At 35.0% G+C, this 21993-nt stretch carries 17 protein-coding genes; 5 read left to right on the top strand and 12 right to left on the bottom strand.

From position 1 onward, the window contains the following. Positions 1–65 precede the first annotated feature (65 nt). Complete coding sequence (locus PLA12_07775) at positions 66–1274, bottom strand: aldo/keto reductase (protein ID HOQ32396.1); 1209 nt, start codon at positions 1272–1274, stop codon at positions 66–68. A gap of 88 nt (positions 1275–1362) precedes the next feature. On the opposite strand from PLA12_07775, the gene PLA12_07770 reads away from it, so the two are divergent. From PLA12_07770 to PLA12_07750, 5 genes are all read left to right on the top strand, one after another. After that, on the top strand, positions 1363–1770 hold the full coding sequence (locus tag PLA12_07770) for a bacteriohemerythrin (protein ID HOQ32395.1): 408 nt from the start codon (positions 1363–1365) through the stop codon (positions 1768–1770). Positions 1771–1781: 11 nt separating this feature from the next. Then, on the top strand, positions 1782–2189 hold the full coding sequence (locus PLA12_07765; GenBank protein ID HOQ32394.1) for a bacteriohemerythrin: 408 nt from the start codon (positions 1782–1784) through the stop codon (positions 2187–2189). Positions 2190–2258: 69 nt separating this feature from the next. Further along, complete coding sequence (locus PLA12_07760; protein ID HOQ32393.1) at positions 2259–3527, top strand: SLC13 family permease; 1269 nt, start codon at positions 2259–2261, stop codon at positions 3525–3527. Positions 3528–3574: 47 nt separating this feature from the next. Further along, on the top strand, positions 3575–4657 hold the full coding sequence (locus PLA12_07755; protein HOQ32392.1) for an exo-alpha-sialidase: 1083 nt from the start codon (positions 3575–3577) through the stop codon (positions 4655–4657). A 125-nt stretch (positions 4658–4782) separates the two neighbouring features. After that, positions 4783–6096, top strand: a complete 1314-nt coding sequence (locus PLA12_07750) for a neutral/alkaline non-lysosomal ceramidase N-terminal domain-containing protein (GenBank protein ID HOQ32391.1) — start codon at positions 4783–4785, stop codon at positions 6094–6096. 257 nt (positions 6097–6353) lie between these two features. Here PLA12_07750 and PLA12_07745 read toward each other — a convergent pair whose 3' ends face one another. The 11 genes from PLA12_07745 to infB form a co-directional block, all read right to left on the bottom strand. Further along, the gene (locus PLA12_07745) at positions 6354–8090 is read right to left on the bottom strand and encodes a cache domain-containing protein (protein ID HOQ32390.1); all 1737 of its coding nucleotides are present in this window, start codon (positions 8088–8090) and stop codon (positions 6354–6356) included. A gap of 155 nt (positions 8091–8245) precedes the next feature. Further along, positions 8246–9466 (bottom strand): GNAT family N-acetyltransferase, encoded by a 1221-nt coding sequence (locus PLA12_07740; protein ID HOQ32389.1) that lies wholly within the window; start codon positions 9464–9466, stop codon positions 8246–8248. A gap of 71 nt (positions 9467–9537) precedes the next feature. Continuing rightward, positions 9538–10929, bottom strand: a complete 1392-nt coding sequence (locus tag PLA12_07735; GenBank protein ID HOQ32388.1) for an ABC transporter permease — start codon at positions 10927–10929, stop codon at positions 9538–9540. A 15-nt stretch (positions 10930–10944) separates the two neighbouring features. Then, complete coding sequence (locus PLA12_07730) at positions 10945–11655, bottom strand: ABC transporter ATP-binding protein (GenBank protein HOQ32387.1); 711 nt, start codon at positions 11653–11655, stop codon at positions 10945–10947. Beyond that, entirely contained in the window at positions 11648–13498 is a 1851-nt protein-coding gene (locus PLA12_07725; protein HOQ32386.1) for an efflux RND transporter periplasmic adaptor subunit, read from the bottom strand. Before PLA12_07725 ends, PLA12_07730 begins: the two co-directional genes overlap by 8 nt. Next, a complete protein-coding gene (locus PLA12_07720; protein ID HOQ32385.1) occupies positions 13488–15329 on the bottom strand; it encodes a TolC family protein in 1842 nt (613 codons plus the stop codon). The genes PLA12_07725 and PLA12_07720 overlap by 11 nt, the downstream gene beginning before the upstream one ends. A gap of 45 nt (positions 15330–15374) precedes the next feature. Then, positions 15375–16322, bottom strand: a complete 948-nt coding sequence (locus PLA12_07715) for a bifunctional riboflavin kinase/FAD synthetase (protein ID HOQ32384.1) — start codon at positions 16320–16322, stop codon at positions 15375–15377. An 11-nt stretch (positions 16323–16333) separates the two neighbouring features. Then, the gene (gene truB, locus PLA12_07710) at positions 16334–17245 is read right to left on the bottom strand and encodes a tRNA pseudouridine(55) synthase TruB (GenBank protein ID HOQ32383.1); all 912 of its coding nucleotides are present in this window, start codon (positions 17243–17245) and stop codon (positions 16334–16336) included. Continuing rightward, on the bottom strand, positions 17238–18581 hold the full coding sequence (rbfA, locus tag PLA12_07705) for a 30S ribosome-binding factor RbfA (GenBank protein HOQ32382.1): 1344 nt from the start codon (positions 18579–18581) through the stop codon (positions 17238–17240). Before rbfA ends, truB begins: the two co-directional genes overlap by 8 nt. Beyond that, on the bottom strand, positions 18578–18844 hold the full coding sequence (locus PLA12_07700) for a DUF503 domain-containing protein (protein ID HOQ32381.1): 267 nt from the start codon (positions 18842–18844) through the stop codon (positions 18578–18580). The genes rbfA and PLA12_07700 overlap by 4 nt, the downstream gene beginning before the upstream one ends. 56 nt (positions 18845–18900) lie before the next feature. Beyond that, a complete protein-coding gene (gene infB, locus PLA12_07695) occupies positions 18901–21957 on the bottom strand; it encodes a translation initiation factor IF-2 (GenBank protein HOQ32380.1) in 3057 nt (1018 codons plus the stop codon). Positions 21958–21993 lie beyond the last annotated feature (36 nt).

The following is a 21993-nucleotide window of genomic DNA, read 5'->3' as shown; positions in this document are numbered from 1 at the left end:
TTAATGAAATATAAAATCCAATTTTAAACAAACACCTTTTATATTTTTAAATTAAATTTCTGTAATTAACTAAACATTTCTTTGGCAGAGGAAAACAGTTTTGGGATATCTAAATGATAAGGACATTGTTCCATGGCAATTTGAAGATGTTCCATAGATAATTTTTCGACATATTTTTCAATATCTCGATAACAATATCGTGCCCATTTTTCCTCTCCATATCTCTTCGCATACAGTATGCATCTCCACACATCTTGCACATGGAGTTCTTCCGTCATACCTTTTTCACAGTGGTGACTACAACCTGCACAATAAAGATGTTGTGTTTTTTCTGCGATATTTTTCAATTCCCGTTTTTCCAAATCTGTTAATTGCATAGGTGTTATTGCTGCGTAAGCATTTTCGTGGACATGTTGGATATTTCCCATTTGCGACGCAATACCTGCAATTCGTTTATCTTCCCATACGGCTTTTAATTTTGCTTGTATTTTTGTAAAATTTTTTGATGTCCAGGGGATTATTTCCTCGCCATCATCTGGAATACTACCTAATGTTTTAATGGCTACTAAACCTATTCCTGCCTCTGCACATGCATCTATTGCCCGATTTAAATTATCTTTTCCCATTTCACGAAAACTATACTTAAACATAATTACATCAATACCACCCCCTAATTTACTGGCCTTCATCATAAGTTCGTGAGCATTCCCATGATGGGCACTAAAACCAAAATAGCGAATTTTACCTTCTTTTTTTAACTTTTCTCCCATTTCAATAAATTCTTTATCTAAAAACCGATCGTGTTTAACAATATGCATGTAAAAAATATCCAAATAATCCGTTTCTAATTCTTCAAGAGAAGAATTTATATTTTCTACGAATTTCTCTGGGGTGGCCTTATCTTCTGTTTGATGGACTTTGGAAGCAATTATTAATTTTTTTCTATCCCCAATTTGTTTAATAAAGGGCGCTATTGTTTTATGAGATTGTCCCTCTGCATACATTTGAGCGGTGTCTAAATGATTTACACCTAATTCATAAGCACGGTGCAATCTTCGGTCATATACAGGGTCAATATTCTGGCAACATCCCATAATCAGGATAGGTGTTTCAATATCTGTCTTCCCTAATTTCCTTGTCGGAACCTTTGTTCCGGGAGGTATTTTCCATGAGGACTGTTTATTCTCAGACTCTTCCGAAAAACCTACTTCACTTAATATACTTGTAGCAGCTACTGTTTTAAGTGTTCTTTCTATAAAATCTCTTCGATTCATTTATTATCTTTCTCTATTTGAATATTTATGGGATAATTTTATATAATGTTTAATAATAAGTCAAAATTAAACAATAAGGAGATTATTTATGCCATTATTGAATTGGAATAGTTCATTAAGCGTTGGTATACCTTCTATGGACGCTCAACATCAAAAACTGATTAATATTATAAATCGGTTGCATGATGCTATGCGTGAAGGGAAAGGAAAAGAAGTTATTGCTCCTGTCTTATTAGAGCTACATAATTACACTGTTACTCATTTTACCGCAGAAGAAAAATTAATGGAACAATGTAAGTATGAAGGACTGGCTTTACAAAAACAACAGCATACTAATTTTGTAAACCAGATAAAAAAATATCAATCGGATTTAGAAAAAGGTTCTTTATCACTTCCGCTTTCTGTTTCTAATTTTTTAAAAGACTGGTTAGTAAATCATATTCAAGGTATGGATAAAAAATACGAATCCTGTATGAAATCAGTAGGTATTAAATAGGAGATTATATCATGGCTTTTCTTAATTGGAATGATAACTTAAATATAGGTATACTTCAAATCGATGCTCAACATAAAAACCTGGTTAATATGATAAACCAATTATACGAGGCAATGAGTTCCGGAAAAGGGAAAGAGGTTGTTGGAAAAATTGTTAAAGAAATGGCGGCTTATACTGTTACTCATTTCGGGACTGAGGAAAAACTGATGCAGCAGCATGGCTACCCTGAGTTTACACAACATAAAAAGGAACATGAACTTTTTGTTAAAAAAGTTCAGGAATTTAATAGCGAAATTCAAAAGGGAAATCTTATCATCACTTCTAATGTGGCAAATTTCTTAAAAGAATGTTTGATTAAACACATTCAAGGAACAGATAAAAAATACGGTCCGTTTTTAAAAGAAAAAGGAGTAAAATAGAGGCGATTATATATACAATTTTATATCATGCTATAATCTCACCATATTAACTCTTTTACCTGTTGTTATATGTTCGAACCTAAAAATATATCATTAATACTTTTTGTTTTTGCATATTTATTTTTTTTCATTTTGCCTTCGTGGAGAAGCATTATTGCAATTGGTGCGTCGGCTATTATTTTACTTTCAGGAATAATGTCCCCCACAGAAGTCTTCTTCACTATTAACTGGAATGTCATAAGCATTTTTGTAGGTATGCTTTTTCTCGCTGATATTTTTATTGATAGTCGTTGTCCTGCTTTTTTAGCCACTTATCTTATTCATAAAAAAATGAGCACGCCTGTTGCACTTATAATCATTTGTGGATTAGCATCATTTATCTCTGCATTTGTAGAAAATGTTGCTACCGTTCTTATCATTGCTCCTATATGTTTTGAATTGGCAAAACGCTTGAAAATTGACCCGCGTGAATTAATAATCGGTGTAGCAATTTCGAGTAATTTACAGGGAACTGCAACTTTGATTGGCGACCCACCCAGTATGCTTTTAGCGGGATATGCCCATTTTAACTTCTTAGATTTCTTTTTTCATCATGGCAAACCCGGAATTTTCTTTGCAATACAAATAGGTGCTATTACTTCTCTAACATTTCTATATTGGATATTCAAAAAATATAAAAGCGAACAGGAAGTTGACATTGAACCTATAAAATCATGGATACCTACAGTTTTCCTTTTATTATTGATTTTTTTGCTCGCCCTTGCATCTTTTTTTGAAGAAAGCGTTTTTACATCTGCAGGATTTATTTGTATGGTGATTGCATTATTAGGGATTATCTGGGCAAAATGGTCAAACGACATTTCGTTTATAGATACTATTAAAAAATTGGATTGGGATACTACATTCTTCCTCATTGGCGTCTTTATTATGGTTGGCACCTTAAATAAATTTGGCTGGACAAATGACATTGCGGAGTTTATATATCTACATATAGGAAGCAACAAAATCGCAATATATATTGTTCTTATTTTCATTTCCTTGGTTCTATCCGGATTTATTGACAATGTTCCTTACCTTGCCGCAATGCTTCCTATTACAACAATTCTTGCTGAAAAAGGTGGCTTCGAACCAACTTTACTTTATCTGGGTTTACTCATTGGTGCAAGTCTCGGAGGAAATATAACACCCATCGGTGCATCCGCAAATATTGTGGGAACAGGTTTGCTTAAAAAGGAGGGATATCCTGTGTCTTTTATGCAATGGATAAAAATCTCCATTCCATTTACTCTTATTGCTGTTATTCCTGCATCTATATTTGTTTTATTTATCTGGATGTAAGTATGATTAAATTAAAGATTAAAAAATTCTTATTGGGGAGTATTGTTATGCCTTTATTTTGTTTATTTCTTTCCTCATGCGTCGTATTACACAATCCTCCTATAATATCAACCGAAGATTTTATATCAGCGGTTCAAAATAGTGGAGGAACTGTAAATTATATTTTTGAGGATGAGCGACCTTTTAAAGAATGTCATGCTTCCACAATAGTCGAAACAGCTAAAGGGGAAATGCTCTCTGCATGGTTTGGTGGAACAAAAGAAAAAAATCCGGATGTGGCTATCTGGCTATCTCGTTGGGATGGGGAAAAATGGAATACTCCTCAAAAAATAGCCAAAGTTCGTGAGGAGGCTCATTGGAATCCTGTTCTGTTTAAGGATCAGGATAATATTATCTATTTGTTTTTCAAAGTTGGAAAAGATGTCCCTAATTGGTCTACATATTGGATGAAAACAGTAGATAATGGGAAGACATGGACAGAACCTACAGAACTTGTTCCAGGAGATATTGGCGGTAGAGGTCCGGTAAAAAACAAACCCATTATTCTTCATGATGGAACCTGGCTTGCTCCTGCTTCAACTGAAATAAAAGTTTGGCATTGTTTTGCAGATAGAACTAATGACAAAGGTATAACATGGATACGAAGTAATGATTGGGATTTGGAATCCTCTGGAATTCATGGAAAAGGTGTTATTCAACCGACTTTCTGGGAATCCCAACCTAATCATGTCCACGCCCTCATGCGTTCCACAGGGGGATGTATTGCCCGATGCGATTCTGAAGATGGGGGGAAAACATGGGGAAAGGTTCACCGAACAGATTTGCCAAATAATAATAGTGGGATTGACCTTATCAAAAATATTGATGGCATCTTATGGTTGGTTTACAACCCCATTGCAGGAAATTGGGGACCTCGCAATCAATTAATGCTTGCTTATTCTAAGGATAATGGCAAAACATGGGTAGAATTTGTTTACCTTGAAAAGGATTTAAACCCTACTCACGAATATTCTTACCCTGCAATCATTACTACTCGTAAAGGGATTGGCATATCGTACACATGGCGTCGGGAACGGATAAAATTCTGGGAAATTCCAAATAATTTACTAAAAAAATATATAGCCCCATAATAACTTTAATCTTCCTGTAATTTCTCGCATATCTATATCTATAACAAATAAACCTATTGAAACAATTTGTATTTTATTTGTGTCATATATGAAATACAACATTTACTTATTATAAGGAGCTTATTATGGTTTCCCATATAATTAAAAAAACATTTCTATTTATTTTTTTCTTATGCCTATTCTCAGTTACTTTTGCCTATTCTCAATCTGTATTTAAAGCAGGTTTTGCTATGGTAGATATTACACCTCCTGCAGGTGTCCCCATGTGGGGATACGGAGCCAGACATGACTTACCTTCCGAAGGCACAAAATATCCATTAAATTTCAAAGTCGTTGTGTTTGACGATGGAACAAATCGTCTTGCCGTCGGAGGAATGGATTTAGGTCGTTCGCCTACACAAAGGTCTATGGAAAAGATAATAGAACGCGTTAAAAAAGATTGTGGTGTTTCTTATGTTATGCTTGTCGGCTCACATACCCATCATGGACCTGTTATCGAATTAATTAATGAACCCGATTGTGGACAGGGTAAATTTGACAAAGCCATCCAATATGTTGAAGAACTCGAAAACAAAATTTGTATAGCAATATCCGAAGCGACGGCAAAACTTACCCCGGCAAAAATTGGCTGGACCAGTGAACAAACTGATTTAAATCGCAATCGTGTATCCAAAAAACCACAAAAAATGCGTGACCCAGAACTAACCATAATTCGTATAGATACCATAGACGATAAACCTATTACAGCGATGATTAATTTTTCTGCACATGCGGTACTTGACGATATATTTGACCGTCGTTGGAGTTCTGATTGGGCGGGTATCATGCAAAAAAGATTTGAAGAATTATTAAATGTCCCGTGCATATTCCTTCAAGGTTCTGCAGGAGATATGTCACCTAATACAAATGACCAACGCAAAGGAATGGTCGGTTTTGGAAACGCTATCGGAGAATATTCTGCTGAACTTTATAAAACAATACATCTTACTGTTCCTACACAGCCATTAATACAGTTTAAATCGGAAAGATTTACTTATCCTTCTCGTATGGATACAACAAATTCTCTTACTATGGCTGTATATAAACAGGGATTTTTCCCGGAACTTATCAATGCATTATTAAAAGAATTTTCTAATAATACCGTTTCTGTAACCTTAACAACGGCTCTTATAAACAAAGAATTAGCACTTGTTGGCGGTTCTGGTGAATTTTTCTCTGGACTTGCTATCCGTTTAAAGGCTAATTCTCCAGCAAAAAAGACTATATTTTTAGGATACTGTAATGGCCATTCCCTTTATATCCCAACGGTAGAAGCTATTGAAGAAGGCGGATATGGGGCTGACCCTATGTTTTCATGGGTTCCTGCAGGCACAGGCGAAGAATTAATTGACAAAGCCTGTGCAAATATTAAACAAATGCTAACCGAAAATCTCCATTAACCATTTTTTCTCTTTCACAATCTATATTTTACCTTCATAAAATATCTATTTTATAACATTTTAAATGGGGCAGGGACAGGACAGACAGGACAGTAGGGGCAGCAGCAGGGGGCAGTTCACGAACTGCCCCCATAAAGTAGAAAAGAATACGATGTTAAGCACAGAGGGGCAGTAGGGGCAGTTCACGAACTGCCCCCATAAAGGTAAAAAATAAAATTAAAGAGCTCAATCAAGGTTTTTAGGATATTTAATGTAAATTAAAATGGGATAGTTATAATAAAAGATGTCCCACTTTCAGGGGTAGATTGAATATTAATTTCTCCACCGTGTAATTCTATTATCCTCCTTACAATAAATAAGCCCAAGCCTGCTCCTTTTTTCCCTTCTGGAGTTTTGGTGTCATATCTTCTGAATCGGTGAAATAGTGAAGTTATTATCTGGGGTTCGATAGGGCTTCCATCGTTCCATACGACTAATTGAATTTTGCCGGACTCTGTCCGCGTTGCAGAGATTTTTATATTTCCGCCTTCTTTGTCATATTTAATAGCATTCCCCAATAGATTTTCATAAACAACTCTCATTAAATTTATATCTGCGGGCATTGTAAATTCTTCTTTTACCTCATTTGCAACATTTATCTTTTTTGATTTCAGCAGTTTTGATAGTTCATTTAAAATGGGGTTAATTACATCATTTAATAGGTTTACTTCTTGCTTTTCAAAATATAAATCCCCCTGTTCTAAACGGGACAATTGCAGATAGTTATTGGTTATCTCCATTAAATATTTCAGGCTATCCTCAACAATGTCAAGACCTTCTTTTACTTCTGAGGAAATTTCTCCGAACGCCCCTTCTTTTAAGGAGGCAATGTTGAATATAGCAGAACCTAAGCTATTCCGTAGTTCATGGGTTACAAAGCCCAACATATCGAGATAGTTCGCATTGGCTTCTTCTATTAGTTCCTGCTGTTGAATAAGTTGTTCCCTATCTTTCTCGATAGTCTCCAACATAGAGTTAAAGACCGCAATCAATTCGGATATCTCATCTCCGATTGTATCTTTTCCTGCTCTAACTGAATAATTACCATTGGCAAATTCATTAGCAGAATTACTTAACTTATAAATTCGTTTTAATAATTGAGTGGTTTGTTTTAATCGAATGACCAAAGCAATGGACATAGTAAATAAAATAACCGCTATGGTTATAAGCACAACAAATGTTCGGGTATCTTTCGTCAGGGCTTCTAATTCGCCCATATATAACATACCGATAATATTTCCTCGTATATCACGAATAGGCTCATAACAGGTTAGGTACCAGTCATCGAGTACTTTTGCTCGACCTATCCATGGAATACCTTTTACTAATGTTTGTTCTCTTACTTCTTCGGATACCTGTGTCCCAACGGCTCTCTGCCCATCGGGTAATAACACTGTAGTAGCAATCCGTTTTGAACCATTGAAAATCGTTACTGTTCCGACTCTTCGTCCTTTATAAAATCTATCTTCAAATACAAGATTTTGAATCTGGTCTACAAAATAGTTAGCTCCGTCTAACCAACTACCCGCAATTAAAATTATTTCCTTATTATGCCCATTATTATTCTCAAAAATAATCCTTTTATTAGAATAAATTGAGATAAGTTCTCCCTCCGGGATATCTTTGCTGGATTGAAAACTAAAGGGAATCTTTTCATTAAGTTTTTTGAAGTCCTTTTTTATATATCCCGAAGCATTTTCTGGATTTTCTTTGCTAAAAAAACTATCTATTTCCTTAAATGTACTTTCGTCTGATTTATATATATCCGTTGGAATTACCCAGAGATAGTCAATATCCTTGTTCTCTGCATATTTTGATAACAGGTTCTGCGTATCCATTAAGATTGTTTTTATATTACCCTGTTGCAAAAGGATATGATGCTGTAAGAAATCAAGAATAATTTCCAATTTCCGTTTTTTTTCTTCGAAGTAATACCAACCTGACCTTATATTCAATTTTATTCTTTCATTAGAGGCTTTAATTATAAGGTTGTTTATCAAAAATATCTGTAAAATTGAGATAAGCAATGTTAGAAAAACAAAAACGATTATCAGGTTACCAAGAAATCTAAATTTGATGCTATTTTTGTTTATTTTCATATATCACCTCATTAAAATCGGTCCATTTGCCATACATACGGAAATCTTTTGGGAAATATCGCAGATAAGAAATTTCTTGCATCGGATGAAATAGAAAATCTTTTTTTGTCTAAAATATGTGTAACATAGATATATCCTGTCAAAAGTTGGGCTAAGTCTACTTTATCCATAGAAACTTTGTTTCTACCTAATTTTTTAATGATACTAATAGTTCCCTTACGGTAATGAATACAATAGGGTTCGCCTGAAATAATCAGCGTTATTTCATCATCTTGCTGGACAAATGTTTTCTGTTGTATTTGTTTTTCCCATTCGGGAATCATACATTCTAAAGTTTCTTCTTCGTTTACAATGGCCATCATACCTCCTTCATTTCTCTTATAGTGGATTTCTTGAATAGAATAATGTCTTATTAAAAGACGAGATAGAGGATGGCATGGAGGAGATGCTATTTGTATTTTTCCTGCTTTTTCCTTTTCTGCCAATTTCCCAATAGCATATAGCACCGCTTTTGATGATTCTATATCTGTGGAACCAATTTCTTGTATAAATAATGTATCGCTATTATTATTTCTGGGTAAAAAATATCCTAATATTTTTCCATTCATATCCATTACCGTTTTTCCATTTTCCCATTCTTTCCATTTAACAGCAAAATGCGCCTGTGTTCTTATTAATGAACATGCGATATCTTCATCATTATCATTATGTATTTTTCGTAATAAAGGAATATCTCCGGGCTTTATTTTTCGGACTTTATGTGGAATAGGTTGAATACCCAAAACCTCTTTTGTCGTTATGTTTACATAATATTCGGGTAAAGTAGTAGCAAATCCAAAACGATGATAAAAATTAGGGATACCAAAAAGCATGGAGACATGGTAAGCGTTGGTTTTCATATATTGAACGGCATTTTGAATTAATTTACTGGCAATGCCTTTATTTCTGAAATGTCCTGCGGTAGAAACCCAACCAATTCCACCCATTTTTAATCTTGCTTCGCCCAAACGAATTATATCGGTGGTAATTCTTAATGCAGCAATAATTTTTCCATTATATAAAGCAATACGAATATGTTCATTCTGGAAGTTCGGGTATTTTGCTCCAATATTTACCAGCCAATCACTGGCGACAAAGAAATCTTGTCGGGATATACTTGCCATTAATTGGATGGCTTCATCTACTTCCCTTTGTGTCTTTGCGCCTCTTATTTCGATATCCTTTGGGAACATATTAACTGCTTTCTAACAATCTATTTTATTTACTAATTATATATAAAGGAGGGTTAAAGTGCTAATTTGGTTTATTCGTGTCTAAGTGCTTCAACAGGGTCCATGTTTGCAGCACGAAGGGCTGGATATATTCCAAAAATAATACCAATACCTGCTGATATACCGAATGCTATTAAAGGACTCCATAAACGAATAATAGTAGGCATAGAGGCGAAATATGTTATCAAATAAGGGATAAATAAACCTAATCCAATTCCCATAAGTCCCCCTGTTCCTGACATGATAATTGTTTCTACAAGGAACTGGAGAATAATATCTCTTTTTCTTGCTCCTAATGCTCTACGAATACCTATTTCCCGAGTTCTTTCCGTAACGGTAGCAAGCATAATGTTCATTATTCCTATTCCCCCGACTAATAACGATATTCCTGCAATTGTTCCCAAAACGAGGTTAAAAATTTGTTTGGTTCGCTCTGCTTGTCGTAATAATTCTAAAGGTATTGTTAATTCATAATCCCTCTGCTTGTGGTATTTTTGCAAGATACTATCTACAATCCTTGCAACCTCTTCTACTCTATTTTCCATATTTACCATAACAATTAGTTCGTGTAATTCTACTCTTTCTGCTTCAAATGTCCCTGTGGTTCTTCGGACTAATGTTTCACCAAATCTCTTTTGAGCCGCGGTAATAGGGATATAAATTCGATATTGAGGTGTAGCCCCAGGTCCTTTTCCTTCATCCCTCTTTCCCATTTTCCCTTGATAAGACGGATTCTCACCTCTTCTCTCTGTTGTATTTTTAGTTTCTGGAGCTTGCACAAGGAAATTTTGTGATTGAGACGCTGTTCCAACACCTCCCTCATCTTCTATAATTCCAATTACTTTATAATAATCGGAACCAACGCGAACACTTTTACCTACAGGACTTCCATTGGGGAATAAGGTCGCTATTGTATTTATTGATAAAACACATACATTTTTTATGTCTTTAACTTCTGACTCTGTAAAATATCGTCCCTCTATGATTCTTAATTGTCTCATTTCGGGATACCAACTCACTGTCCCTACTATCTGCCCATCTACCCTCCATTGTGTATTCCAGACAACATCGCGAATAATTCTATTAGGAACTAAAACTTCTACATCAGGAATAGAAGAGCGTATTCTTGTAGCATCTTCCCATGTTATCCCATATTCAATAGCACGACTCCGTTGTCCAGTAACTTTTTGTTCTAATGCAGGTTTAACACTACGCACAATGATATTCTTACTTCCTAACCTTCGGATTTGTTCTTGCGCTACCTGGCTTGCTCCTTCTCCAACTGCCAACATAGCAATCACAGAAGCTACACCGAATACTATTCCCAACATGGTTAATAAGGAGCGTAGCCTATGCAACCATAGACTTTTAAAACCCATCTTAATTATTCGTATCCAGCGATATATTGATAGGAAATTTAACATTTTTATTTTTTTCTTTTATGTTGAAGCACCTATTTTTGATAACACCCGCTCATCTTTTTCAATGAAGCCATCTTTCAAGCGTATTATCCTTTCTCCGTATCGAGCTATATTTTCATCATGTGTTACCATGATAATTGTTTTTCCCTGTTTATGAAGTTCAATGAAAATATCCATAATTTCCTTTCCTGATTTTGAGTCCAGATTCCCTGTGGGTTCATCTGCAAGAATAACTAATGGGTTGTTTACTAAAGCACGGGCAATACCTACTCTTTGTTGTTGTCCACCGGATAGTTCTGTGGGTTTATGATATAAGCGTTCTGCCAACCCCACACGAGATGCTATTTCAATTGCTTTTTTCCTACTTTCATTAGGTGAAACACCCTGATAATAAAGAGGTACTTCAATATTTTCAACCACAGATAGTTGTGGAATAAGGTTGTAGGACTGAAAAACAAAACCAAGATAATTACATCGCATATCGGATAAAGTATCATCATCCAATAACGATATATCGCAACCATTTAAGTAGTATTTCCCTTCTGTAGGCTTGTCCAAACAGCCCAATACATTCAATAATGTTGACTTTCCACATCCAGAAGGTCCCATAATACAAACAAATTCACCCTCTAATATTTCCATATTTATTCCCCTCAAGGCACAAATATCAACACTCCCCATTCTATAATTTTTTTTCAAATCTTCTAATTTTATTACACAATTATTCAATGGTATCCTTTCTTATGTTTCCTGATTTTTTTTTCGTTTTTTCAGGAATTGATTGCCCGGGTGTATACAAAAGGACTTTTTCTCCTTCTTTCAATCCTTCTTTAATTTCAATAAAAGATTCGTTGAACTCTCCTGTTTTTACAACTCTCATTTCTATTTCATTTCCCTTTTGCACATAGCATACCTGCTGGTTTTCAATATTAAACACACTTTGTAATGGAACATATAGCACATCTTTCAGTTCTGCAACTTGTATCTCTACCTGAGCAGTCATACCGGGTTTTAACCAAGGATGTGTTCCATCTATAATGATAAAAGTATCGTATACCTTTAAATCGGGATTTAACCATCTATTCTGGGCATTGGGTAATACGGCAACTTTATCTACCGTTCCGGTTAATAACTCGTCGGGGAAAGCATCCACACGGATTCTCACTTTTTGCCCCTGTTTCACTCTCTTTATATTTGATTCATGTATTTTTGAACGCACCTGCATTACTGAAGTATCAGGTATTGTAATTATAATTTGCCGTTCCCGTACAGAAGTGCCTTCTTTTATTTGTTCTTGCATAAAACGGTCTTCTTCTCCACCATATACAACCAATCCGGGTTTGGTTGCCCGTATAGTACATTTTTCAATTTGTTCTTCAAGTTCTCTTTTTTTACGGGATTGAAGAGCAAACTGTGCTTTTGCTGAATTTAAATTGGCTTCCGTTTGTGCTAAGCGAGACTTTGCAAGTTTTTGTATACGAATGTATTTCCAAACTTCTTCAATATATTGTGTAACAAGTTTCTCCGCTTGTTTCGGAAATTCATATTGGATAAAAAGAGATTTATTAGTATTTGCCTGGTCTAAGGCTACCTGTTTTCTTTTTAAGGTTAATTCATCAGTTTCAAGGTCTGTTTGTGTTACAAAGGCTTTTTCAAATAATCTTCGCGTTCCTTCTAACTTTTTCTGGGCTAATTTTACATCTTCTTCTGCCAATATCACATCCGTTGTGCATTTCTGCAGGGTTTGTTGTGCAACGCCATCACCTAATAAAGCCGAATCTGCATATTTTCCAAAGTCAATACCTTTAGAAGTTATTGAAGAAAAAAGTAGTTTGGCAGAATTATTTTCATCTTCTACTTCAGAATTTACATTCATATCCTTATTATTTTCATCAGGAGCTTTTACATCACTATTTTGATTTTGCTCTGCATCATTTTCTTTTTCATTATTTTCTCTCTTTTTTTCTATTCCATTTTTTTCGTTTTCTATATTTCTGCTTTCTTTTTCTAAAAGAATTAATTTTTGTATACTTTCGTCGTCTAACCCTATCTTATTAATAATTTCATTTGTTGTATCAATACCTAAATATTTTTCAATATCCATTCGAGCAAATTTGACAGATAATTCATTTTGACGAATATCTATTTCATTTTGATTTTTCTGGATTTCATATTGTTCTTCTGCAGTGGCTAAACTTGCTTTTGCATTCTGGAACAGCGATTCTTGTTCTGTTTGCTGGTCTAATAATTTTTTTGCATCCAACTCCACCAATATCTTTCCCGCCTGAACATCTTCTGGGGTAACATAATATCCTTCTTCTACGATACTTAATATCTTGGTTTCTCCTTGAACTTCTGATTTAATCTGTAAGGATTCTTTTGCCTCTATACTTCCACCTTCTAAAATAGTTACTCCAAAATTACCTTTAGTAACGGGAAAAACAACATTTACATTCGTTTGAGGCCTATTAAAGGTTCTTTTGAAAAAAGGATACGAAATTGCAATTATAATCACTATTACAACTGCAAACAACAAGAATTTTTTTCGTTTACTTTTTACATTATTTAACATCTTTTATCTCCTCCCACTTACCGTCTGGTTTAATGTATAAAATTCCAATATTTTTCCAGAATTCAAGACGGGCTATGTTGTGGGCTATTATTGCAGAAGTTAAATTGTTTTGTGCTTTTGTTAAATCATTCTGAGCATCTACCAAATCTAATGCTGTTGCTCTACCCAATTCAGCCAGTAGATTTTGTTCTTCTACACGGCGTTGACTCAATTCAACGCTTTTTTGGGCTATTTCATAATTTCTTCGTGCTTGTTCAAGGTTTCTCCATGATGTTCTAACATCAAGTTTTACTTCATCTTCTTTCAAGGATAATTGCCGTTTTACTCTTTCATAATTTATCAAAGCAGTTCGGTAAGCATTTCTTTCTTCTTTCTGGTTCAGAGGCAAATCAAGATTTAGCCCACCACTATAAACTCCTCTTCGAAAATCTAAATCTTCAAAATTGGTTTTCCCTTGATTGGTTACTGTCCCTTCTAAAAACAAGTCAACACCAGGTTTTAAGGCGTTTTCTGCAATTTTAATTTTTCTTTCTGCATCTTCCACAATATCTCTTTGCGTGTATACTTCTAATCGTGTAACTAATGCAACCTTCACCGCTTCATCATCGGTAATTTGGGGATGTTTTAATCCTTCTTCTTTTAGTTTTACTAATTCTTTAGGGTCAAGCATTACATGACTGTCTGTAGATAAACCAATGGATATTTTAAATTCGTCTAATGATTCTTTATATCTTCTTAATGAATTTATCCATGTGTCCTCAGAACTCAATAATGCCTGTTGAATACGACCTATTTCTGTTAAAGTCTTTCTCCCTTCTTGTGCAAAAGCATTTTCACGGTCATAACTCGCTTTGAAATTTAAATAACTTTGATAGTTATTTTTTACAATATCTCGTTGTTCTAAGACGGAATAGTATGCTTTGCATATACGGACTACAAACTCCTGACGATATCGGGTAAAATCGCGCAAATCATACAAGACATCCCTCTCTGCTTGCGTTAATCGTTCTGCAGAAATTTGCTTACCTCTCCCCCTCCACAAAGGCTGTGTAAATGAAGCAGATAAAACACTTCCTGCTTCCTCATTGGCATTCCCATTTAAAAATCGGAAAAAATTGTTTGTCAGTTGTAAAGCCAATCTTCCACCACCCAATAACAGCATTGTTACACCTGTTTGTAAAGAGCCTTTTGCAGATTGTTTATCTACTATTTCGACATCGGGTTTTGTCCAACCGGCGACATCTCCTGCTTGTTCTAATATTTGGTGATACTGTCTTAACAATTGTGCGGATGTTCCCGTCAGAGCCTGGATATTAGGTATGGAAGTTTCTAACGCATCTAAAGCACGAGTATAATCAGAAGGGACATTCTTATCGTTAGTCTGTTGAGTAACAGTAACTTTGTTCTTGTTTGAAAATATAGGTGTGTATTTATATCTTTCTAATGTTAAATTCAGGGCAGAAAGATATAAAGTTTCTTTTCGTGTTAGATATTCTCTACTGCAATTCATTGCTATTTCAAGGGCTTTTTCAAGTGAGATTAAGTAATATTCCTGACCTTGATTTTTACTTGCTCCGAAGGCTTCGTCTGTTTCTATATACACGGGTAGATTTTCCAATGGGTTATAATCTTGTTTTGCTTCTATACTAAAATCCTTTAACATACCCGGGACTTCTTCACTTTTTGTCCTAATTATCTGAAGTGTTTCTTTATCGGCTGATTTTTTATATCTATCTTTAGAACAAGAAGATATAGACAGAGCAATAATCATACATGTAGATAAATTAAGAGATATACTCAATATGTATATGATTAGATTTGTTTTTTTCATAGTCTCTTGTGTTAGATGTTTTGTATAAAGACTATTCTATTGCTTTTATGGTTTTATAGAATTCTTATTCTTATCAAAATATTGTTTAATATATTCTACATCTTCCCGTATAGCATGAATGAGTTCTTCTCTACTTGAAAATTTCTTTTCGGGTCTTATATGTTTATGAAAAACAATTTCTATTTTTTGTTCTAATATCTCTTCATTAAAATCAATAATATGGGCTTCAATGGCAAAATCTTGCTGTCGTATGGTAGGAGCAATTCCGATATTTACTGCTGCAAGAAATACCCTTCCATCTTCCAATATACATTCTGCAGAATAAACACCATGTGGAGGAATAGCACTATGAAACGGTGAAATATTGGCTGTAGGAAAACCTAATTGCTGACCTATCCCCCTTCCTTTTACTACTCTTCCAGACAGAGAATATCTTCTCCCCAAATAATCAACTATTTTTTCCATTTCTCCATCTAACACTAATTCTCTAATAAGGGAGCTGCTCACTCTTTCCCCTTGAATAATTAAGGGAGGAATTTGTTTTACCTTAAAACCGTATTTTTTTCCATATTTTTTTAATAAATCAAAATCTCCTTCTGCTTTTTTGCCAAATCTAAAATCATGTCCAACAACAACGGCGTGGAGTTGTTCGAAGTTAAGGAGGATTTTTGTTATGAATTCTTCGGGTGATAAATTTGCCGTTTCCTGATTAAAAGGAAGAATAGCTGTAATTTTAATACCATTTTGGGCGAATAAACTTTGTTGTTTTTCATCACTTGTAAGTATTTTTAATGGAATATCTGGTGAGAAATAAGTGCGTGGATGAGGTCTAAGCACCATAACACATGGAGTCCCATGATTTATATGGGCTAAAGATACTACTTCTTTTATTATTTCAAGATGTCCTAAATGAACACCATCAAAACTGCCAATTGTTAAAACGACATTATTATCTTTTATTTTTGTTTTTCGTATATCTTTAATGATTTTCATATTATTTCTGATTAACTAAATACCTTTTTAGGGATAAGGGAAGGGCCTACCGCAGTTCTTGCAATACTTGCTACACCTAAAAACATACCTTGTTTATTAAACACCTGAACAAGTTCTTTAGTTCCTTCGTTCATTTCTAAAATTTCGTCTGATTGAACTTTGTTCCCATGAATGAATAAATTTTCTCCAAATGATGAAAGGATAATACGCGGTAAATCGAGAGATTGCTCTATACTTATAAGCCGTTTTTGAATCTCTTCTTTTGATTCAAGTCTTTCAAGAGGGACAGCATTATCAACATTATAGTTTCCAATTTTTGTCCTTTTAAGTTCAATAAGAACTGCCCCACATCCTATTTTTTGCCCAAAATCATGGCATAAAGTTCGAACATAAGTTCCTCTGGAACATGACACCCGAAACCATACATCAGGCAACTCTATTTTTAGCACTGAGAATTCATAAACATTTATCTTTCTTGCTTCTCTCTCTATGGTTAAACCCTCTCTTGCTATTTTATATAATCTCTTTCCACCCACTTTTATAGCACTAACCATTGGAGGAACCTGTTCTATCTCCCCTATGAACTCGGGGATATATCTTCTTACTTCATTTTCTGTTATACCCTCCCATGACTTTTCTTGTAGTATATTTCCATCAATATCATGTGAATCGGAAATCATACCCAACCGCATTTTTCCCTCATAAGTTTTATCTAAGCCAACAAAATATTCTGAGAGTTTTGTTGCTTTACCTAAACATAGAATAAGCAATCCTGTAGCATTGGGGTCTAATGTTCCTGTATGACCTATCCTTTTAATTCCCGTTTTTTTTCTTATGCAATCTACTACATCGTGAGAGGTTATTCCCGAAGGTTTATCTATCAATAAAATTCCATCCATAACCGCCTTATTAACTTTATCCATTTATTTGTCTTTCAATTGCCTTTAATATTTCTTCTTTTGCCTTGTCTAAGGGCATATTTAAAGTTCCACCTGCTGCACAACGATGCCCACCTCCTCCGTATTGAGTTAGAAATTCTCCAGCATGGAAATGTTTTCGGGAACGAATGCTAATTTTTGTCTTTTCTTGATTTATCTCTGTAAACAAAATCCCTATGGAAACACCTTCTATATTTCTCAGGTTATTTACTAAATTATGACAATCTTCTACTGTTGCCCCAACTTGTTCAAAATCTTTTTGCGTTAAATAGCTATAAGAAACCTTTCCCTGTAATTCCAATTTTGCTCGACTTAACATTCTTTTTTGTAGTTCAAATTGAGGAACGGTTATTGTATCAAATATTTTTGCATTTATTTCTTCAAGGTCAAATTGTGTTTCCATCAGGTGGGAAGCAATTCGATGGGAACGAGCATTTGTATTAGAAAATCGGTATCCACCTGTATCTGTGGCTTGTGCTACATATAGACATATTGCCGATTCCTCTGAGAAAGGGGTCTGTGTATTAATAAACAATTCTGCGATAATTTCCCCACAAGCCGCATAAGATGGGTCTGCAAAACCCATTAGACCATTATCTTCTAATGTTTCATGGTGGTCGATAACCAAAACTTTATGTTTTGCTTGAACCTTCTCGGAAACTTCTCCAATTCTTTCTAACGAGGCAACATCTACAATAACAACGGTATCAACATCAATTTTGGGAAGCCTTTCATCATCTAAAAAATATACTTTATCTGCTCTGGGGAGAAAGGAATACATTTTAGGTATAGGTTTTTCTATTAAGGGGATTATCTGGTTTTTCCCTTGCGATTCTAACCAATACCACAGACCAATAAGACTACCTAAGGCATCTCCATCAGGCCTTTCATGGGTAGTAATCATAATGCGTTCTGCGGATTTTATCTCTTCTATTATTGTGGTTAAGTCCAATTTTATAAAAGGTTGTTCTGTCTTTTTTTGGTGAATCATACTAAAGACTTCTTCCATTGCGTAAACTCTATCCAAACTATCATCCGGGAAAAATCGGATATCGGGAATATATCTCATGTGGAGATTTTGAGCAATCATGGCTTTTACCCAACCTGCTGAATTTTGTAGGGCAACCAGAGAACTTTTTCGCTGCTTTTCATCTCCATAAAGACTTACATATACATTGGCATATCGTAAATCTTTAGACATTTTTACCCCCATTACAGAAACAAATCCCAAACGAGGGTCTTTTATTCCATCAATTAAAAGTTTTGCAATTTCTTCTCGAATATATTCGGCTACTCTTTCGGTTCTTCCTTTGGGTGTCATAACATCTCAATCCTATAATCCAGCATTTCTGCTTCAGCATGATTTGAAGCATACTTTGCAATTTCATTTAACTGAGTATTCGTAAATTTACTTTCATTAGAAACTACACAAACGGTTATATGCACTCTTTGCCATAAATCCAGATAATCTGTCTCGGCTATAGAGCAATTGAATTTATTTCGTATTTGACTAATTAAACTTTTTACAACACGCCGTTTTTCTTTTAAGGACCTTGCGCCGTGTATAAAAAAATCTAAATACAATATACCTATTGCTACCCCAAATCTAATCTCCTCTGTTTAATTTTTTGTTATTGAAATCAGTTTAAGGAAGGTCGCACTTCTTCTAAACGATAAACCTCAATAATATCCCCTTCCTTAATATCTTCAAATTTTTCTAATTTTATTCCGCATTCGAAACCTGCAGAAACTTCACGGACATCATCTTTATTCCTCTTCAAGGAACCAATCTTATCTTCACATATAACATTACCTTCTCGGATAATGCGAGCCAATGCACCTCGAACGGTTGTGCCATCTAACTGGAAGCAACCCGCAATATTACCGAAAGAAGAAGAGCGGAATACCTTACGAATTTCTGCGTGTCCAATTATGACTTCATTAACAATAGGTTTTAAAAGCCCCGATAATGCTTTTCTTACATCTTCTATAATGTCGTAAATAACCTCATACTTACGTATTTCTACGCCTGTTTCTTCTGCTAATTTTTGAGCACGGGGATTTATGCCTACATGGAAAGTTATTATAATTGCTTTGCTTACCTGCGCCAACAATATATCGAACTCATTTACTTCCCCCACACTGGAACGAATAATTTCTACCCCAACTTCTTCATTCCCTAACCCTGACAAACTGGATTTAAGAACATCTGCCGAGCCCTGAACATCTGCTTTAATAAGAATATTCAGTTTCTTTTGTTCTCCTGCTTGTACCAGAGAATGGAAATCTTCCAGAGTAATAATTTTGACAGCCTCTCCTGTTTGGAATTTTTTAATTTCCTGTCTTTTTTCTGCAATTAATCTCGCTTTTTTATCATCTTCTACAACGACAAAAGTATCCCCTGCTTCTGGTAGTGATTCTAAACCGGATATTAAAACAGGCGTTGATGGTGGTGCTTCACGGATGGATTCTTGTTGTGAATTAAACATGGCTCGTATTTTTCCCCATGTGCATCCTACAAGACATACATCCCCAACATGCAAAGTTCCATTTTGAACTAAAACACAGGCTACAGGTCCGAATCCACGACTTATTTCTGCTTCAATAACAGAGCCTCTCGCTCTTTTCTTCGGGTTTGCTTTGAGTTCCATCATTTGAGATTGCAATATAATAAGTTCAAGAAGTTCGTTTACCCCTTCGCCCGTTTTGGCAGAGATATTTTTCATTATTGTTTTTCCGCCCCATGCTTCATCTACGAGGTCGTATGCGATTAATTCCTGTCGCACACGGTCCGGTTGAGCATCGGGTTTATCACATTTATTTATAGCCACAATAATTGGCACTTCGGCTGCTTTTGCGTGGTCAATGGCTTCTATTGTCTGTGGTTGAACTCCATCATCTGCTGCAACAACAAGGACTACAATATCTGTTATTTTTGCACCTCTTGCTCGCATTTGTGTGAAGGCTTCATGCCCCGGAGTATCAAGAAAAACAACCTTACCGCTGGATGTTTGAACTTCATAAGCGGCAATATGTTGTGTAATTCCACCGGATTCTGTAGCAACCACATTGGAAGAACGGACTCTATCCAACAATGATGTTTTTCCGTGGTCCACATGTCCCATTACTGTTATAACAGGGGCTCGAGGAACTAAATCTTCTGGCTGCTCTGGTTCTTCTAATAAAACTTCCTCTTCCTCTGGGATTACTAATTGCACTTCTACACCGTATTTTTTGGTAATAAAACGGATAGTTTCCAGGTCAATTAACTGATTTTTATTTGCCATTATATTCAAGTCCATCAGGTCCATAATAATATCTGATGGAGATACTTCTAATAATTGAGCAACATTCTCTACTGTCATAGGACCTGAGACTTCAATAACAGGAACTTCTACTTTTTCCATACTTTCATCAAATGATGAAGTTCTTTCCTTTCTCTTTTTTTTCTTCTTTAGATGTAAAGATGAACCAAAAGTTTCAAATTCTTTTACTGCGGCAGCCGCTTCTTTTAACATAGTTTCATCGTCCATCGCTGTTTCATGTCTTGCAAATTTACCTTTCTTTTTATCTTTTTTGTCAAATTTACCTTTTCGTTCATCTTTTCTACCAAATAGCGTCTCTTTATCTATTACAACTATACCCTTCCCTTTATTTTTCTCCTTTTTCTTCCGTAATCGTTCTTCCGATTCCTTTTTTACTTTTGCTACTACATCCGGGTCTGGTACAGGGGGATGTTTTAATAATTTTTTATGTTTCTTATGCCAATCAAGTTCGTATTCATCCCCTTCATCTATTACCTCTTCCTCTTCAGCCATAGTATCTTCTGTGGATTGGCTTACTGATAATTTTTGTTCCAAATCAATATCATCAATGCGAGCTCTTGTTCCATCAGAAAGCACGATTTCAACAACCGGTTCTTCATTTTCTACTGCAGCCCCAATACTAATTCCAATGCTTTGCTCTTTGGCTTTCTTTTTTTTCTTTGCTTCCTCGCTTGATGGCTTTTTAGTAACCGTATCTTCATGGATTATTTCGGCAAGATGTGTAGGTTTTGGCTCTACATGGGTTTCAGGTGTTTTTTCTTTTTTCTCTATGGGTTTTGTTGTTATATCTTTTACATCTGTTTCTTTCTTTTTTGACTCTTCAATTTCTTCTTTCTTTTCTGTTGCTAATACAACTGGAGCATTGCTTTCTTCTTCAATTTTTTCGGTTTCTTTTTTCTTTCGTGATTTTGGTTTTTGGACTTCTTTTTCTTCAACTTCTTTTTGTTCTTCTCCTTCTGTCTTTTTCTTCCTTGTCCCCTTTTTCTTTTCTACCTTTTTCTCTTCTTTTGCTATAATTGCCTCAGTTTCTGCAGTTTCTACATCCTCTTTAACCTTCTTTGTTCTTGCTCTTGATTTCTTTTCTGCTTTTACTTCTTTTTCTTCTTCCTCTTCTTTCTTCTCTGTTTTCTTTGTCTTCTTAACCGATTTTGCTTCTTTCTTCTTCTTTTTTGCTTCCTTCTCTTCTTTCTCCCTTTTCAATTCTTCAAAAATCAATTCTCCTTCATCAATTCCCAGTAATGTTTCTATCATTTCATCTGTTAAATCTTCATCTAAAGAATCAAATCCAAATAATTCTTTGAGAATTATCCGTGCTTTCTCTAAACCCATTCTTAATCTTTTTGCAAATTCTTCCAATTTTAATTTTGGCATTAACAATAAACCTCCAGGAACATAGTTCCTTTTACC

The organism is Candidatus Hydrogenedens sp. (assembly GCA_035378955.1).
Classification (GTDB): Bacteria; Hydrogenedentota; Hydrogenedentia; order Hydrogenedentales; family Hydrogenedentaceae; genus Hydrogenedens.
The sequence above is the reverse complement of the archived record's forward strand: the minus strand, read 5'-3'. Positions and strand labels throughout refer to the sequence as shown.

Excerpts from the sequence above, each read along its gene's own strand:
- PLA12_07725 (HOQ32386.1), bottom strand. The coding sequence starts at position 13,498 with ATGTTAAATAATGTAAAAAGTAAACGAAAAAAATTCTTGTTGTTTGCA.
- rbfA (HOQ32382.1), bottom strand. The coding sequence starts at position 18,581 with ATGACACCCAAAGGAAGAACCGAAAGAGTAGCCGAATATATTCGAGAA.
- PLA12_07735 (HOQ32388.1), bottom strand. The coding sequence starts at position 10,929 with ATGTTAAATTTCCTATCAATATATCGCTGGATACGAATAATTAAGATG.
- PLA12_07775 (HOQ32396.1), bottom strand. The coding sequence starts at position 1,274 with ATGAATCGAAGAGATTTTATAGAAAGAACACTTAAAACAGTAGCTGCT.
- truB (HOQ32383.1), bottom strand. The coding sequence starts at position 17,245 with ATGGATAAAGTTAATAAGGCGGTTATGGATGGAATTTTATTGATAGAT.
- PLA12_07740 (HOQ32389.1), bottom strand. The coding sequence starts at position 9,466 with ATGTTCCCAAAGGATATCGAAATAAGAGGCGCAAAGACACAAAGGGAA.
- PLA12_07750 (HOQ32391.1), top strand. The coding sequence starts at position 4,783 with ATGGTTTCCCATATAATTAAAAAAACATTTCTATTTATTTTTTTCTTA.
- PLA12_07770 (HOQ32395.1), top strand. The coding sequence starts at position 1,363 with ATGCCATTATTGAATTGGAATAGTTCATTAAGCGTTGGTATACCTTCT.
- PLA12_07765 (HOQ32394.1), top strand. The coding sequence starts at position 1,782 with ATGGCTTTTCTTAATTGGAATGATAACTTAAATATAGGTATACTTCAA.
- PLA12_07720 (HOQ32385.1), bottom strand. The coding sequence starts at position 15,329 with ATGAAAAAAACAAATCTAATCATATACATATTGAGTATATCTCTTAAT.
- PLA12_07760 (HOQ32393.1), top strand. The coding sequence starts at position 2,259 with ATGTTCGAACCTAAAAATATATCATTAATACTTTTTGTTTTTGCATAT.
- PLA12_07755 (HOQ32392.1), top strand. The coding sequence starts at position 3,575 with ATGCCTTTATTTTGTTTATTTCTTTCCTCATGCGTCGTATTACACAAT.
- infB (HOQ32380.1), bottom strand. The coding sequence starts at position 21,957 with ATGCCAAAATTAAAATTGGAAGAATTTGCAAAAAGATTAAGAATGGGT.
- PLA12_07715 (HOQ32384.1), bottom strand. The coding sequence starts at position 16,322 with ATGAAAATCATTAAAGATATACGAAAAACAAAAATAAAAGATAATAAT.